The sequence below is a fragment of the Candidatus Palauibacter sp. genome (assembly GCF_965208055.1).
Taxonomy (GTDB): Bacteria; Gemmatimonadota; Gemmatimonadetes; order Palauibacterales; family Palauibacteraceae; genus Palauibacter.
Window position 1 is genome coordinate 2,242,316 of record NZ_CBDBNY010000004.1, and the last position, 14,505, is coordinate 2,256,820.

At 69.5% G+C, this 14,505-nt stretch carries 15 protein-coding genes; 8 read left to right on the forward strand and 7 right to left on the reverse strand.

Features of this window, described 5'->3' with window-relative positions; all coding sequences use genetic code 11:
• Positions 1-13 precede the first annotated feature (13 nt).
• On the reverse strand, positions 14-907 hold the full coding sequence (locus ACOGXI_RS09925) for a cyanophycinase (RefSeq protein WP_419938695.1): 894 nt from the start codon (positions 905-907) through the stop codon (positions 14-16).
• Between the two features lie 216 nt (positions 908-1,123).
• Here ACOGXI_RS09925 and ACOGXI_RS09930 point away from each other — a divergent pair, with 216 nt between their 5' ends.
• From ACOGXI_RS09930 to ACOGXI_RS09940, 3 genes are read left to right on the forward strand one after another with little or no spacing between them, the layout of a single operon-like run.
• Positions 1,124-1,621: a hypothetical protein gene (locus ACOGXI_RS09930; protein ID WP_419938696.1), complete on the forward strand. Its 498-nt coding sequence runs from the start codon at positions 1,124-1,126 to the stop codon at positions 1,619-1,621.
• A complete protein-coding gene (locus tag ACOGXI_RS09935) occupies positions 1,618-2,925 on the forward strand; it encodes an aminotransferase class V-fold PLP-dependent enzyme (protein ID WP_419938697.1) in 1,308 nt (435 codons plus the stop codon). Before ACOGXI_RS09930 ends, ACOGXI_RS09935 begins: the two co-directional genes overlap by 4 nt.
• A 26-nt stretch (positions 2,926-2,951) precedes the next feature.
• Entirely contained in the window at positions 2,952-3,470 is a 519-nt protein-coding gene (locus ACOGXI_RS09940) for a hypothetical protein (protein ID WP_419938698.1), read from the forward strand.
• 22 nt (positions 3,471-3,492) lie between these two features.
• On the opposite strand, the gene ACOGXI_RS09945 is transcribed toward ACOGXI_RS09940, so the two are convergent.
• Complete coding sequence (locus tag ACOGXI_RS09945; RefSeq protein WP_419938699.1) at positions 3,493-4,071, reverse strand: thermonuclease family protein; 579 nt, start codon at positions 4,069-4,071, stop codon at positions 3,493-3,495.
• Complete coding sequence (locus ACOGXI_RS09950; protein WP_419938700.1) at positions 4,068-4,838, reverse strand: DUF6503 family protein; 771 nt, start codon at positions 4,836-4,838, stop codon at positions 4,068-4,070. The genes ACOGXI_RS09945 and ACOGXI_RS09950 overlap by 4 nt, the downstream gene beginning before the upstream one ends.
• An 87-nt stretch (positions 4,839-4,925) precedes the next feature.
• Between ACOGXI_RS09950 and ACOGXI_RS09955 the strand changes: the two genes are divergently transcribed.
• The 4 genes from ACOGXI_RS09955 to ACOGXI_RS09970 all read left to right on the forward strand — a co-directional run bounded on the left by ACOGXI_RS09955 (position 4,926) and on the right by ACOGXI_RS09970 (position 11,810).
• Positions 4,926-5,507, forward strand: a complete 582-nt coding sequence (locus ACOGXI_RS09955; protein WP_419938701.1) for an FKBP-type peptidyl-prolyl cis-trans isomerase — start codon at positions 4,926-4,928, stop codon at positions 5,505-5,507.
• A gap of 34 nt (positions 5,508-5,541) precedes the next feature.
• On the forward strand, positions 5,542-6,408 hold the full coding sequence (locus ACOGXI_RS09960) for a fumarylacetoacetate hydrolase family protein (RefSeq protein WP_419938702.1): 867 nt from the start codon (positions 5,542-5,544) through the stop codon (positions 6,406-6,408).
• Positions 6,405-10,700, forward strand: coding sequence for a M14 family zinc carboxypeptidase (locus ACOGXI_RS09965; protein WP_419938703.1), 4,296 nt, complete (start codon positions 6,405-6,407; stop codon positions 10,698-10,700). The genes ACOGXI_RS09960 and ACOGXI_RS09965 overlap by 4 nt, the downstream gene beginning before the upstream one ends.
• Before the next feature lie 96 nt (positions 10,701-10,796).
• Positions 10,797-11,810, forward strand: coding sequence for a c-type cytochrome (locus ACOGXI_RS09970; protein WP_419938704.1), 1,014 nt, complete (start codon positions 10,797-10,799; stop codon positions 11,808-11,810).
• A gap of 61 nt (positions 11,811-11,871) precedes the next feature.
• Here ACOGXI_RS09970 and ACOGXI_RS09975 read toward each other — a convergent pair whose 3' ends face one another.
• Both ACOGXI_RS09975 and ACOGXI_RS09980 read right to left on the reverse strand, forming a co-directional pair.
• Entirely contained in the window at positions 11,872-12,222 is a 351-nt protein-coding gene (locus tag ACOGXI_RS09975) for a hypothetical protein (RefSeq protein WP_419938705.1), read from the reverse strand.
• Positions 12,219-12,485 carry a hypothetical protein gene (locus tag ACOGXI_RS09980; protein ID WP_419938706.1) on the reverse strand — a complete coding sequence of 89 codons (267 nt, stop codon included), beginning with the start codon at positions 12,483-12,485 and terminating at the stop codon, positions 12,219-12,221. The genes ACOGXI_RS09975 and ACOGXI_RS09980 overlap by 4 nt, the downstream gene beginning before the upstream one ends.
• Before the next feature lie 461 nt (positions 12,486-12,946).
• Here ACOGXI_RS09980 and ACOGXI_RS09985 point away from each other — a divergent pair, with 461 nt between their 5' ends.
• The gene (locus ACOGXI_RS09985; protein ID WP_419940249.1) at positions 12,947-13,111 is read left to right on the forward strand and encodes a hypothetical protein; all 165 of its coding nucleotides are present in this window, start codon (positions 12,947-12,949) and stop codon (positions 13,109-13,111) included.
• Here the strand turns inward: ACOGXI_RS09985 and ACOGXI_RS09990 are convergent.
• Together ACOGXI_RS09990 and ACOGXI_RS09995 are read right to left on the reverse strand one after the other, a co-directional pair.
• Positions 13,090-13,254: a hypothetical protein gene (locus ACOGXI_RS09990; RefSeq protein ID WP_419938707.1), complete on the reverse strand. Its 165-nt coding sequence runs from the start codon at positions 13,252-13,254 to the stop codon at positions 13,090-13,092. The genes ACOGXI_RS09985 and ACOGXI_RS09990 overlap by 22 nt on opposite strands.
• A 49-nt stretch (positions 13,255-13,303) precedes the next feature.
• Complete coding sequence (locus ACOGXI_RS09995; protein WP_419938708.1) at positions 13,304-14,503, reverse strand: ABC transporter substrate-binding protein; 1,200 nt, start codon at positions 14,501-14,503, stop codon at positions 13,304-13,306.
• Positions 14,504-14,505 lie beyond the last annotated feature (2 nt).

Sequence of the window (14,505 nt, forward strand, 5' to 3'; positions counted from 1 at the left end):
GCTCCCTTCCGGGTCAACGCTCCGGCTGCCGGCGCGGCCACGGGCGGGATTCGACCCGGCCGAGCGGCGTCAGGGTGCGGGACGGGCGGTACGCCTGGCGCTCCGCCAGGTCGTACTGGTCGCCCGGCGCGAGGAAGTAGAACAGACCACCGCTGTCGAGCGTGCTCTGGTTGTCGTAGATGACGACGTACGACTCTCCGATGACCTCGAAGCGGTCGCCCTGGACGACGATGGCGGTGTTCTCGTCGATCCCGATCCCGAGGAGTTCGGGCCGCGCCTCGATGATCTCGAGCAGGTCGAACTGGCGGTTTCGGTACAGGAGATGCTGGTCGATCGCCGTGTTCCTGAGGAACCCGAGTCCCTCCTCGTGACTCCCCATCATGATCGTGTTCGTGGCGGTATCGCCGCGGGCCAGGTACGACCCCTGGATCGTCGCGCCGGCGGATGACCCGCCGATCACGCCGCCGCGCTCCAGCAGCGCCCACAGTTCGTCCTCGGTCCGCGTCCCCATGTAGGAATCGACCAGGCGCCACTGGCGTCCGCCGGTGAACCACACGCCGGTCGCCTCCCGGATCGCGGCGACGAAGGCTTCGCTGTTCGCCTCGTCCCGGTCGTTCGTGTGGCGGACCGTGAGGTGTTCGACTCCCGCCGCCTGGAAAGGCCTCACGCCTCCGAACGACGGCCCGTAGGACTCGGCCCCGCCGGCCGTCGGGATCACGACGATGCGCGCATCCGCCCCGCCGGCGAGTTGCACGAAGCGCTCCGCGATCTCCGGACTCCGCATGGCGCCGCCCACGATGACGAGCGACCCGTTCGGCGGCCCGACCTCCTGGGCTTCGACTCCGGCCGGACCCGCCAGCGCGGCCCCGTACGCCGTCACCGCGACAACCAGGAGTGCACAGGCCACGCTCAACGCTCGCCGCTCTGTTCGCATCGTTCGACCCTCTCGATTCGGTTGCGCCCATGGTCTTCCGGCAGATTCCGGCGGACGATCTCACGGTACGCGGATCGCGGAGGCCGGGCGACCCCGGCAGTCCGTGGCTGCCGGCGCCGCGCTTGTCGCTCGCCGCGGGCTGGGTCACGTTGCGAGACGAACGATCCCCGGCGACCGGAGACGCAGCGTATGTCCACACCGTCCCTTACTCTCCTCGGCTCCTCTCTCTGTCTGGCCGCGCTGATCGGGAGTCTCCCCGGCTTCGCGCCACCCGAAGCCGAAGGACCGCTCCCGCCGCGAGCCGACGCCCTCGCGGGGGCCTGGGCCGCGAACGAATACGTCCTCTCGAGCGGCGACCGGCACGCGGTGCGCGGACGCATCGTCTTCACGGACAGCGAGTGGCAGGTCCTCTTCTTCGTCATGGATGGCGACGAACCCAGACGCGGCTCCGGCGAGGGCGGACGCTACACCTTCGACGGGGAGACGCTCACCTTCGAGCACCTCCATCACCTCTCGTACGGGCGGACGATGGCGGGACTTCCGGCGAGCCCGCTTGCGATGACCGCGAGGGACGGGGAGGGGCCGTTCGAACCGACCGGGGTCGAGATCGACGGCGACGCGTTGACGCTGCGCTTCCCCAGCGGGAACTCGATGTCCTTCACGCGCAGTTCCGCGTGCTGCCCATGACCGGTGCGGGTGCCGGCGACGACCACCACGGCCTGATGGGCCGAAGGGACTGGCTCCGCCTCGGGGCGACCGGCGCCGCCGCCCTCGGCCTCCCCGCCTGCGCCGCCCGGGAGGGGGACGCGCCGCCGGCGGAACTTCCGCCGCTCCGGGCCCCGGCCGGGACGGGCGACGCGGACTGGGACGACGTGCGCGCGCACTTCCTCGTCGAGCCCGGCACGGCCTACCTGAACAACGCGAGCATCGGCATGCCGCCGAGGAAGGTCGTGGACGCGGTCGCCGCGGGGTATCGGGCCATGGCCGAACTCCCGGCCCGCGGCCGCTCGGATCTGAGCGACCGGATCGCGGAGCACGTCGTGCCGGGACTCGCCGACCTGTTCTCGGTGGAGACGGACGAACTCACCCTCACGCGAAACGCGTCGGAGGCGCTCCATCTCCAGAGCATAGGGGTCGCCCTGAGCCCCGGCGACGAAGTCCTGATCACGAGCCAGGAGCATCCGGCGGGTCGCCGTCCGTGGGAGTTCCGGCAGGTGCGGGAGGGGATTCGGGTGAACGAGGTCTTCATCCCCAGCCCTCTGCCTCCCGAGGGGGAGATCCTCTCGCGGTTCGGGGACGCGATCACGCCGCGGACGCGGGCGGTGGCCTTCTGTCACGTGACTCGGGGAGGGCACCTCTATCCCGTCGAGGCGATCTGCGGGCTCGCACGCGAGCGGGGACTCGTGAGTCTGGTGGACGGCGCGCAGGCGGTGGGCCAGTTCTCCGTCGATCTGACATCACTGGGCTGCGACGCGTACAGCGTGAGCCTGCACAAGTGGATGCTGGCGCCGGCGGGGACCGGCTTTCTCTTCGTGCGGCGCGATGCGCGCGACCGCATCCGGACGGCCTTCGCGCCCGACGCCACCCCGGAGCAGCCGCAGTTCGGGCCCCCGGGCACGGCGGCGTTCCCGGTGCGCGCGGCGATCGGGACGGCGGTCGATTTCGTCGCGACGCTCGGACTCGAGGCCGTGGAGGCGCGCTGCCGCTTCCTCTCGGACCACCTGAAGTCGCGCCTCACGGAGATGAGCGGGACGAGCGGCGTCACGCTCCTCAGCGGCGCCCGCGACCGGAGCGCGCCCGGATCGACGATCTTCGAGAAGGAGGGTCTCGACGCGGTGGCCGCAGTGGGTGCGATCGAGGCGAGCATCTCATCCCACATCGACGAGCACCAGCGGGACGGCCACAACGCGATCCGCGTCTCCACGCACATCTACAATACGATGGAGCAGGTCGACCGCTTCGTCGACGCCCTGGCCCGCACGACGGGCTGAGACTGCGCCCATCCCCGGAGGTACGCATGACCGATTCCAGACGAACCCCCGAACCCCTCGCGGTCGCCGCGCTCGGCGCCGTCTTCCTCATCGGCGCGGCCGCGTGCGGCGGCGCCGGGTCCGCCGAATCGGCCTCCGCCGACAGCTCTGCCGAGGCAGCGCTTGCCGACGGGGGATCGGAGGGGGCGGCCGCCCGGGACGGCGCGATCTACGAGATCCGCAACTACCACTTCGATCCGGCCCGGTACGATGAGTACGCCGAGGTCGCGGAGGGCGAGTATATCCGCTACCTGCGCGAACACCTGGACATCGTCGGGTTCTGGATCGAATCCGGCATCCCCGCCGAGGTCCGGGGCGCGGAGCAGGACGAACTCGGTCCGGCGAACGTCACGTGGGTCATCCGCTGGGCGTCGAAGGAGGAACGGGACGAGAAGCTCCCGGAGGTGCTCGGCACGCCGGAGTGGCGCGAGATCTTCGCCGAAGTCCCGGGGGGTGGCGCGAGCTACCTGAGGATCGAGTCGCGCTTCATGGAATCGCTCGACTGACGGGCGGTTCCACCGGTCGGCTTCAGCAGCGCTCCTGCCGGAAGTCGGCGGGCCGGCAGGTGAAGCCCCACTCCGCCCACAGGCCCCTTCCCTCCGCCGATGCGGCGGCCTCCGCGGCTTCGATTCGGTCCTCGTAGCGGCGGTTGGGCGGGATGATGAACGCGAGCGCGTACCCGCTCGCCACCATGTGCTCGTTCAGCATGTCGCCACCCGGCAGGAAGAGGTAGGCGAGGTCCCGGTCGAAGGTGTCGACCCGGACGGCGTCGTACTCGACTCCGAGCGGCGTGCTCACGGGGGCCGCCCGGAGCAACTCCTCGCGGGCGCGGGCGCCCCACGGCTCCTGGGCCATCTCCGGAGCGTCGATGGCGAGGAGGCGGATCTCCCGGCCGTCGGCGCAGCGGACGGAATCTCCATCGATCACGAAGGACAGGACGCAATCCCCGCTCGGCATGAGGGGCGGCGGCGCGGGCGGGGGCGGGGTCGACTCCGAGCAGCCCGCCGCCACGAGGGCGGCAACAACGCCGGCGACCGCGAGGCGACGGCGACCGCTCCGGCGCGGCCGCGCGATCCCGGTCGGAGTTACGGGCCGCAGGGGGGTCACGGGCCGACGCGGACCATCCCCACCTCATCGGTCCCCAGATGGCGACCATCGGCGTTCACGTACCACCCCCGGAGTCGCGGCAGGCGCAGCGCGCCGCCCTCCGTCAGGCCCTCGAACGTGATGTATTCGCCGTCGTTCGCGCTCTCGTCGTGGTAGAAGCGGCAACCCACGAGCTGTGCGGTCCCGGGATCGAAGTAGAAGTACCATGTGTCGCCGCCGATGTCGGGGTCGTAGGTGACCCGGACCGCGTGAACCTCCCGGTCCATGAAAGTGGTCTCGATGACGCCGGGATCGAGGTGGGAGCCGTGGTCGGAGATCTTCATCGGAAGACCGGCCAGGAACCCGTAGTAGCTGCGCCAGAACATCCCATCCTCGCGATGGAGGCGCACCCGTTCGCGATCGGCCTCCGGGAGGTCCGCCTGCGAGACCCCCTCCACGGTCGCCGACCAGCCATCGGCCGTCGTCTCGTACTCCATCATCGATCCCCGATAGCGGCCCGAGAAGGCGAAGTCGCGCTCGTCCGCGCCGAACTCCAGGTCGACGGCGACGCGTTCCCCGCCCTCTCCGTCGGTCCCGACCCACGACATCGAGATGGATCGGCTCCCCCAGACCCCGTCCGGGTCGTGGAAGGCCACCGATCTGGCCACGAGTTCCTGCGCGGGCGTGAGATCGGCTTCCGCGACCGAACCGGAGGCGTCCTCGTCGGCCGGTGGACGGGGGCCGCAGGCGGCGGCGAGCAGGACGAGCGAAACGAGGAGAGTTTTCATGCCTGATACTAGCAACCCGCGTTGAAACGCCGCTACATTCGGGCGATCCGCCGCTTTCCACACTCGGACCACACTCGGAGGCTTTCCATGCAGCGTGATAAGACATCGAACGGGTTTCGGGCCGCGGCGACCTTGCTGCTTGCGCCCCTCGCCCTCGCATGCGCGGGCGACGCGGGAGAGGACGGTGCGGACGGTGCGGAGAGCGCGGAGGAAGCGCCCGCCGCCGCCGAGACGTCAGGCTCGCCCGAGGGTGTGATCACGGACGTCCGGGAAGTCGTCTTCGCCGATGAACTCGCGGTCGATCTCGGTGCGATGGAGGAGACGGGGAGCGGGCTCTTCATTCAGGTCCTGCGGGAGGGGAGCGGACCGCCCGCCGGCTACGGCGACGAGATGGGCGTGCACTATACCGTCTGGCTTCCCAACGGGAGCAAGGTGGACTCGAGCCACGATCACAACCCGCCGGAACCGCTCGACATGGTCCTGGGTTCGACCTCCTTGATCGATGGCTGGGTGGAGGGGGTCACCGGCATGCGGATGGGCGAGCGCCGCAAGCTCGTGCTGCCGTACGATCTCGCCTATGGCCCCGAAGGCCGGTCGGGGATTCCTCCGTACTCGCCGCTCGTGTTCGAGGTCGAACTCGCGGAGCACATTCCCACGGGGGAGGGCTGATCGTGATCCGGACCGGGGCGATCGGGCCGGGGCGGTGACCGCGTACGTCCGTTACCTCGCGCCGGACGCCACCGACGCCGCGAAGCACGCGTACGCCGCGACCGGCGGAGACGGTGGCGCCCGCTGGGGGGTCGTGGAGGATGAGGTCCTCGCGGACGGAATCATCGAGGACAGCATGGTGGAGGAACTGGCGGCGGCTCCTTTCGGCGGTGAGGTCCGAACCGGGAAGCGGGTGCGGCTCGAGGAGCTTCATCTCCTGGCGCCGGCGACCCCGTCGAAGGTCATCGCGGTGGGCCTGAACTACCGGAGCCACCTCGACAACAGCCCCATCGGAACTCGCCCGGAGCCCACGGAACCCGGCCTGTTCACGAAGCTGCCGAGTTCGATCGTCGGGCCGGGCGCCGCGATCGAGATCCCCCCGGACGCGGAAGTCGTGCACGCGGAAGGAGAAGTCGTCGTCGTGATCGGCCGCACGGCGCGTCACATCGGTCCGGAAGAGGCGGGGGACCACGTCTTCGGCGTCACGGCGGGCAACGACGTGAGCGAGCGCACGTGGCAGCGCGACGACCTGCAGTGGCTGAGGGCCAAGGGCAGCGACTCCTTCGGGCCGCTCGGGCCGCGGATCGTGACCGGCGCGGCGTGGGAGGACCTGCGGCTGCGCACGCGCCTCAACGGCGAGGTCGTGCAGGACGCGCGCACCTCGGACCTCATCTTCTCGATCCCCGAGATCATCGCCTACGCGAGCCGCTACATCACGCTGCTTCCGGGCGACGTGATCTACACGGGGACGCCCGGGAAGACCTCGACGCTCTCTCCCGGCGACCGGGTGGAGGTGGAGGTGGAGGGCGTCGGCGTGCTGGCGAACGACGTGAAGGTCGAACCACCGAAGGACGGGACATGATGAAGCCCCGCACGCGACCCCTCGCGGTCGCGCTGACGCTGGCGGTCGCGGTCGCGGCGCCTCTCGCCTCCCGCCCGCTCGCCGCCCAGCAGACGCCCGATCTCTCCACGCTGTTCGAGTTGGGGACGCTCGTGCTCGATACGAACGGCGACAGCGTGCCCGATCTCGTGAATGCCGCGCTCGTTCTCGGGGACGATCCTTCGTCGATCGTCCAGGCGGCGGGCGCCGAGGTCGCCGCCCGGCTGGGATTCGAGACGATGGCGATGGACCTGCCGCTGCCCCGGAACCCAGAGGGCGGCCGGATCGGGATCGTCGTGGGACGGAGCGGACTCGCAGTCGCCGGCCTGCGTGCGCCGGGGATCGACCCCGCCTCCCTCGACTCGGGGGAAGGGGCCGTGGCGGTGCGCGAGGAGGACGGGCGCACCTGGGTGCTCGTGGTCGGCGGGGACGAGGCGGGGCTGCAAGCGGCGGCCAGACTGTTTGCCGGCGTCCTGCCGCATACGCGAACGCTTTCGACCGCGAGGCTGAGCCGCGTCCGGGACGATCTCGCCGAGACGCTGGAGGCCGGGGGCGTGGCGGACGCGGCCGTGCGCCTCACGCAGGCGAGAGTCAGGGCGGGACAGGCCGGCGTGGGACGCGTGATCGCCGAGATCGAGGTGGATGAAGCGCAGCTGGGCACGGCCGCGGAACTCCTCCGCGGACTCGCCACGGGCGACGAGGCCCCCGACCCCGGTGAGCCGGAAGAGACGGCGGACGAGGGCGGGGACGAGTCGGCCGACGCGGAGACTTCCCGGGCGCGCCTGGCGTACCCGGGGCTCGAGTCGGTGGAGGCGCGGCTGGCGGGCGGTCCCGCGATCCGGATTGCCGGGCGGGCGACACCGGATGCCCCGGGACCGATCGCGGGCCGGCCGGGCAGCGGCGGCAAGAACGACATGGACCTCTCCAACCTCTACACCTCGCAGGGGTTGCTGGGTGGAGGCGTGCTCCCGAACCGCGTGGACGCGATGCTCGCCCCCGGCGAGGGGGGCATCGACGGCCTGCCGGACCTGGCCGGACGACTCGGACTCGAATCGACCGGGATCACGGTGCCGCTCGTCGAGCCGGCCTCGGCGATCGAGAGGGCCGCCGCCCGGCCCACGCTGGTCCTGGCCGGGGTGGACAACGCCCTGACCCGGCAGCTCGCCGACAGCGCGAAGATCGATCCGGGTTCGCTCGCCCCCGGCGAGGGGCTCATCCAGGTGGTCCCGGCGGCCTTCGGGTCCAAACCGGCCCTCGTCGTCTCCGGCGCGGACGCCGCCGGGGCCGAGCGCGCGCTCGATCAGCTGGCCCTGACGTTCCCGCACCTGGCGGAGCGCGGCGACGACCGCCCGACCGTCGACGACGTCGAGCGCGGGCTGTGGGACGCGCTGTCCGGCCACTCGCCCGTGGGCCAGGCGGCGATCGGCCTCTACAAGCTCGACCGCATCGCCGACGGGCTCGCGGACCGGCGGATCGCCCGCGCGGACGTGCTGTTCTCCGTCGAAAAGGCGGACCCCGGCCTTGAGGCGTATGTGCAGGCCCGGGCCGCGCAAGCGCTGGGCCTCGCCGACGCGGCGCAGGTCGGCGTCACGATCGACGAACGCGATGTGCAGCGGGCCGCCACGATCTTCGCCGACACGCTCGCGCTCCCCTCGGAGGTCGACCGCTTCCGGGAACTCCTCCGAGCCCACGTCCTCCCGGCGGCCGCCTCCGCCTCGGCCACCGACCCCATCCGGATCGAAGCCCGCCTGAGCGAGCCGCCGGAGATCCGCCGCCAACTTGAGCAGGAGGCGCGCGACGCGCTGATCGACGCCGGGGCGCCGGCCGACGCCGTCGAGGTTCGCATCATCTCCGCCTTCAAGCAGGGCTACTCGTGGCTCGAAGAGGTCATCCTCCCCCGCTTGGAGGGGCGCGATGTGGCGGAGATCGTCATCCGCTTCCGCCGCAACGACCCGCCGGAGGAGTGGCCTCAGCAGGCGATCCATACCCCCGTGCGCTGGCTGCACGAGATCTTCCCCATCGACGAGATCTTCGCCCGCGAACTCGGCCTCGAGCTGGAGCAGGTCCGCTTCGAGCAGACCACGGAGGGGCCGACGTACGCGGTGGATGTCACGGACTCCCGCGGCACGGGGATTCTGTCCGGCGATTTCGAGCCCCGGTGGGTCCTGCGTCCGTACTTCGACCGCTTCCGGGATTACGAGCACGTCCGCGTAACGACGGGCTGGATCCGGGCGGGGACGGGAGACCGCACGCTGGTCGACGAGCGGATCGTCACCGACCCCGAGGCCTTCTGGGACCACTACCAGAGCGTGGTTCTCCCGGCCATCTACGACTACGTGATGGACCGGCACGACGGGATCCCCGACGGCGGGAACGCGGACGCGCCCTATTTCGGCGAACTGACGGTCGAACTCGAGATGAGCGAGCCCAACTACCGGCTCGAGATCGACAACGAGATCCACGCGCCGATGGACGCTCTCCATGAAGAGATCTATTTCGGCACGATCGAGTTCTTCGATGTCCTCGGCCGCAACTCGCGCGGACAGGGGCTGACCTTCCCCGGCCGCATCCTCCCGATCATGCGGCCGCGCGGCGACGGGCGGCCGGCGGAACTCCGCGTGAGCTTCACGGGGTTCGCGACCTCCCGGCCCGCGGTCTCCGTCGCCTTCGAGGACGCGGCGGGCGCGGCGGGCGCGGCGGACACGATGCGGCTCGACATCCCGAAGACCGGCCTCGAGCGCCCTTCTGCCAGACTGGCCGTCGTCCGCGCCGGCGAGCCGGGCATCGCGCACCTCGGCCTGCGCGTTCGCGTCGATACCGACGCCGACATGCGCGACAGCCTCCTCCACTACGCCCCGCCGCGGCAGGTCGACCGGAGCATGGTCTCCGCCGAACAGGTCGAAGCCACGCTTCGCGAGATCGAGGCGCTGCGCGCGGCCGGCCTCTACGCATCCTCGCTGGCCTGGCCCGGACTCGGCTCGCTCGAAGTGTGGGCCGAGTGGACCCACGAACAGGATCCGGAATCACGCCGGACGGGGCGTCTCGCGGCGAACGGGAGGCCGGACGCCCTTCCCGACTGGCGCACCCTGCTGCCGACAGGCTGGAGCTACGGGGGCGAACGCCTCGTCCAGTGGGAGACACCCATCCCGCCCCCCGAAGGCCACGGGATCCTGGCCAGGATGGCCGAGGCCTTCGAGGAAGCGACGATGTACAAGGTCGGCGAGTCCTACCTGGGCAGAGACATCTGGGCGGCGGACCTCATGCCCCCGATCGCGGCCTCACACTGGTCGCGGGTGAAGGCGACGACCTTCAAGCCCACCGTCATCTACTCCGCGCGGCAGCACGCGAACGAGGTCTCCTCGACGAGCCACGTCCTGCGGCACGCGGAACTCCTCCTCACGGATCCCGCGCAGCGGGCGAAGCTCGACGACGTGAACGTCATCATCCACCCGTTCACGAACCCGGACGGCGCCCGGCTCGCCTACGACCTGTACCGGATCACGCCGGACTTCATCCTGCACGCCGGCTACCTGGGGTCTCTGGGCATCGACGCGACCACGGGGTCGCGGGACGACCACCCCATTTACCCGGAGGCACCCGTCCGAAACCGGCTGTGGGGTCGCTGGCTGCCCGACATCTTCCTGAATCCGCACGGGTACCCCTCCCACCAGGTCGTGCAGTTGTTCAGCGAATACTCGGGCCTCGTGCGGCGGGGTCGCGTGACGGAGCGCAACTGGGGGCTCAACAAGGGCTGGTTCATGCCGGGGTTCGGGTACGTCGACAGTCCCGACCATCCCCGGCACCGGGATGCGGCGTTCGAGATCCGCGACTACATCACGCGCGGGATCAATTCCGACCGCGATGTGTTCGAGATGAACCAGCGCAACTACGAACGCTACCGGCGCTACGGAGCCGAGTACGACCCGGATGTGTTCCGGCTGCCGATGACGGACAGCGTGCTCATCCAGATGCCGCTCAAGGGATCGAGCGGCGAATCCCGGTTCGGGTTCGATTCCGCCATCACGATCTGGTCCGGCACCACCGAGGCCCCGGACGAGACCGCCTACGGACCCTGGATGGAACTCGTGGCGAAGGCGGGGCTCTCGTGGGATCAGGCGCTGCTCGACTACCTGTACGAGGGAGAGCACGAGGTGAAACGCTCCGGCTCCTCCTTCTTCGGCGGCGTGTCGTTGCGCATGAACCGTCCCCGGCCGCCCGAGGATGAGGAGGAGTCGGAGGACGAGACCGTCACGGCGGACGGCGGAGGCTCGTAAGGGCGCATACTTGCTCGTTCCCGGCTTCGGAATTCAGTTGGGGGCGTTCTCGGACCCGTTCAACGCAGGGGAATCCCGATGCACATATCGAGGCACATGGCGAGGCGCAAAGCGATGCACATCTCGAACCACGTTCAGCACGCTGTCCCATGGCGAGGGACCCGCGGGTCGGTCTGGATGGCGGCGGTCGCGCTCATCCTCGGCGCCTCGAGCCTCGCGGCCCAGGAGGAGGGCGGCGATGCCGGGGAGGCCGAGGAGGCAACGGCCGCGGCCAACACCACCCAGGGCGTGTTCAGCGAGGAGCAGGCCACGCGCGGCGAAGATGTGTTCTACAACATCTGCGCCGAGTGCCACTTCGAGGAGGACTTCGGGGGACCGTTCATCCAGTCCTGGGCGGGCGCCTCGGTGAAGGACCTCGTGGACGAGATCGTCGCCACGATGCCGGAGGACAACCCGGGCGGGATGCCCACCGAGCAGTATCTGGACGTGGTGACGTACATGTTCAAGATCAACGGCATGCCCACGGCGAGGACGAACTTGCCACGGACGACATGGACGCGGTGGAGATCGCAGTCGACCTCGACCCCTGACGCCGTGCCGTACACGACGCGCGATTCCCTCTCCGGGGTCCGCGCCGGCATCCGCCGCTGCCTCGAACGAGCCGACGACGTCGACCGGCTGGCCGTCTCCGCGCCCGAGGTCTCGGCGTGGAGCGTGCAGGACCACCTCGAGCACCTGCTCTTCTCCGACCGGAACGTGCTGGGCTGGGTCCTGAAGACGCTGGCCCCGCCGAACCCGGAAACGAGGGAACAGTTCCCCCATGAGATCGGCTTGGCACTCCTGGCGCGCGGTTCGATTCCGCGCGGCCGGGGGCCGGCGCCGGACTTCACGCTCCCGGACGGCTTGGCATCCGCCGACGTCCGGGCGGGGTTCGAGGCGTTGGGTGCGCTGGCGGCGGGTCTCCGGACGCAACTGGCGGAACTGGACGCGTGCCGGCACACGCTCCCTCATCACGTCCTGGGGCACTTCACCCCGGCCGAGTGGCTACGCTTCCTCCACCTCCACCACCGCCATCACGACGCGATCATTCAAGACATCCTAAAGGCCTGACCGAATATCAGGTCAGCGCACTCCTACCTCGACGCATCCTCCTCCTGCTCACTCCTCCTGCTCACTCCTCCCCGGCGCTCGCACGCCGAGCGTCGTCAAGCAGGATCTCCATAATGCGGTCCAGCCGGCCTTCAATCCGAACCAAGTGGTCGCCGAGGCGTGTTTCGACTCCAGTGATGTTGGTGTTCAAGCGGGTTTCGGCTTGGGTGATGTCATTCTTCAAGCGCGTCTCGACGTCGGCGATGTCGTCCCTCGTGCTGCTCAGCAGCGTCCAGGTTAAGGTGAACCACGCGATCAGCACTGCCGCCGCACCCACCACGCCCGTAATCTGATGGCGCCACCACGGCGTTCTCGGCTCGGGGCTACTTGAACCTGGGGCACCGGGCTCGGGAATCTCTTCCCGGCCGGTCATTCCTCACCCTCCTGTAACCACTCCCAGAGCGAACGAGCTGTGTAACCGGCGTAGGACCGGTTGAGCTTGAAAACGACTCCAGATGCGAACCTGTCTTCGCCCTTGATCCCGGCCGCTACGGAAACGGCCTCGGCGAGTTGCTTCGTTCGGACCAGAAACGTTGTCGAGTTGATTTGGTACACGTTGTCGGGTTCGTATTGGTCGTTCAGGCTCTCGAGGGTTCGTGCTTCCGGTTCCCGGATCATGACGGCAAATGTATTCATCTCCCCTCCTCCGAATCGACGGCCCCTTCCCGAATCTCGCGATACCGAAATCAACAGCCTCGTCGTGGTTGGCAAAGTTGCCGTGAACCTTGCTGCCTTTGATCATCAGATACCGATCCGGGTATCTTGTCCGAAGTGCATCGATGTTGGCCAAGAGGTACTTCTGCTCCTCGGCCAGCAGGCCTTCGTGGGTTGTCGTGTTCATGCGGCCCTCCCCTTCCGGATTTCTCCTGGTACACCGTAGGAGCGTACACGACACGATCAGCAGATTCCCATCCTGACGCGCGCATCGCAATCCGGTTCGCCCCCCGGGAGCCCGGCCAAGTCGGACTCCGAAACTCAGCCAAGAATGGCCTGTAACCCTTTCAACTCCAGTTCAACTCCAATCTAGAGCCGAGCCTCACCGGGCCATCAACTAGGAACGAAATGAAGTGGATCAAAACGGGAGACGACTGAGCCGGATGGACAAGAGGAGCCTCTCGGACCGCGACATCTGCACCAAGTTCAGCACACCCGCCCTGCGACGGGGCCGGATGGATCTCTGGGCGCGCTACCGGACCCGGAAGGGGCTGACGCCCGAAGCCGAAGAGATCGTCCTTCAGGACTACTTCAACGACCGCGTGTAGTGGTGCCGGTTTTCTGGACAGAGGGGCGACTTGTACTCGCGGATCACCTTCCCGGTCGCCACGTCCAGCGCCCGGATTCGGCCCTTCTCGTCGAAGGCGAACACCACCACCCGCGCCGGCGGGTCCGCGTACAGCCCCGACACGCGGGAGACGGCGCTGCGAACGGCGGTCGAGCAGCCGAGGTGGAGGGCGCTACGGGTCCACCTGCCGGTAGAATTTCTTCGCGCCGTTCTCGATGGTCATGATGACGGCGCTCTTGGTCGGGTGGCGGGCGTCATTGTAGTGGGAGATGCGGGTGGCGCCGGCATACTGCCGGGTGGCCTGTATCTCCCGCCGGACGGCGTCGGCGTCGAGACTCCCCGCCCGCGCCGCGGCCTCCAGAAACAACCGGACCGCATCGTAGCTCACCGCGTCGCCTCCGGTGGGCTCGATCCCGTACCGCGCCACGTAGGTGTCGACGAATGCGCGCGCGGCCGGCTCGTCGGTGTCCGGCGAGAAGTGGCTGCTGAAGAAGCTGCCTTCCACGGCGGCTTCCTCGTTGTCCAGCAGCGCGGCGTTGTCCCAGGCATCGGCCCCGAGAAGCAGAGTCGGTTCTCCGGCGGCGTCGTGCACCGGCAAGGCCCTTGCCTGCGCGCTCAGCAGCGCCACTTCCTCGGCCCGGCCCGGCACGAACACCGCGCCGGGAGTCGCAGCCGCGATCCGCGCCAGCTGCGCGGCGAAATCGGTGGCGTCGCGGTCGTACGACTCCTCGGCCACGATCGCGCCTCCGGAGCCGCGGAACTGATCGACGAAGAACTCCCCGATCCCCTCGCTGTACACATCCCCCCGCTGGGTCACCACGGCGGCGGCCATCACGCCGAGCGTCCCGGCGGCGAACTCCGCCACGACGCGCCCCTGAAACCGGTCGGTGAACGCGGCCATGAAGACCAGGTCGCCAGCCGCGGTCACGCCGGGGTTGGTGGCCGCCGTCGTGATCATCGGCACGCCGAGGCGCTGGGCGATGGCCCCCACCTCGATGGCGTGCGACGAGCGGTTGGGGCCGATGAGGGCGACGACCCCGTCAGTGGCGATCAGGGCGTCGGCAGCCTCCGCAGCGGCCGACACCTCCTCCAGCCCCTCCCGGACGATGATCTCGACCGGACGGCCCGACAGGCCCCCCCGGCCGTTGACCTCATCCACTGCGATCATCGCCCCGTTGGGATAGGTCCGGACGCCCGAGACCAGGAAGCCGATTCTCACCGTCGTATCGTCGGTGTCCGGGCCGGAGGCCGGCGACATCCCGTCGCCGCACGCGGTCGCGAAGATGGCGACGCAGGCGACGCCGAGCAGCCTCATGGACCGTCGGCCTGCGGACCCGCCGGTCGCGACGCCGACCGCGGTCTTGCCGGGCATCT

Coding starts and splice junctions, on each gene's coding strand:
- ACOGXI_RS09970 (WP_419938704.1), top strand. CDS start 10,797: ATGGCGAGGCGCAAAGCGATGCACATCTCGAACCACGTTCAGCACGCT.
- ACOGXI_RS09940 (WP_419938698.1), top strand. CDS start 2,952: ATGACCGATTCCAGACGAACCCCCGAACCCCTCGCGGTCGCCGCGCTC.
- ACOGXI_RS09985 (WP_419940249.1), top strand. CDS start 12,947: ATGGACAAGAGGAGCCTCTCGGACCGCGACATCTGCACCAAGTTCAGC.
- ACOGXI_RS09980 (WP_419938706.1), bottom strand. CDS start 12,485: ATGAATACATTTGCCGTCATGATCCGGGAACCGGAAGCACGAACCCTC.
- ACOGXI_RS09935 (WP_419938697.1), top strand. CDS start 1,618: ATGACCGGTGCGGGTGCCGGCGACGACCACCACGGCCTGATGGGCCGA.
- ACOGXI_RS09965 (WP_419938703.1), top strand. CDS start 6,405: ATGATGAAGCCCCGCACGCGACCCCTCGCGGTCGCGCTGACGCTGGCG.
- ACOGXI_RS09950 (WP_419938700.1), bottom strand. CDS start 4,838: ATGAAAACTCTCCTCGTTTCGCTCGTCCTGCTCGCCGCCGCCTGCGGC.
- ACOGXI_RS09995 (WP_419938708.1), bottom strand. CDS start 14,503: ATGCCCGGCAAGACCGCGGTCGGCGTCGCGACCGGCGGGTCCGCAGGC.
- ACOGXI_RS09930 (WP_419938696.1), top strand. CDS start 1,124: ATGTCCACACCGTCCCTTACTCTCCTCGGCTCCTCTCTCTGTCTGGCC.
- ACOGXI_RS09975 (WP_419938705.1), bottom strand. CDS start 12,222: ATGACCGGCCGGGAAGAGATTCCCGAGCCCGGTGCCCCAGGTTCAAGT.
- ACOGXI_RS09955 (WP_419938701.1), top strand. CDS start 4,926: ATGCAGCGTGATAAGACATCGAACGGGTTTCGGGCCGCGGCGACCTTG.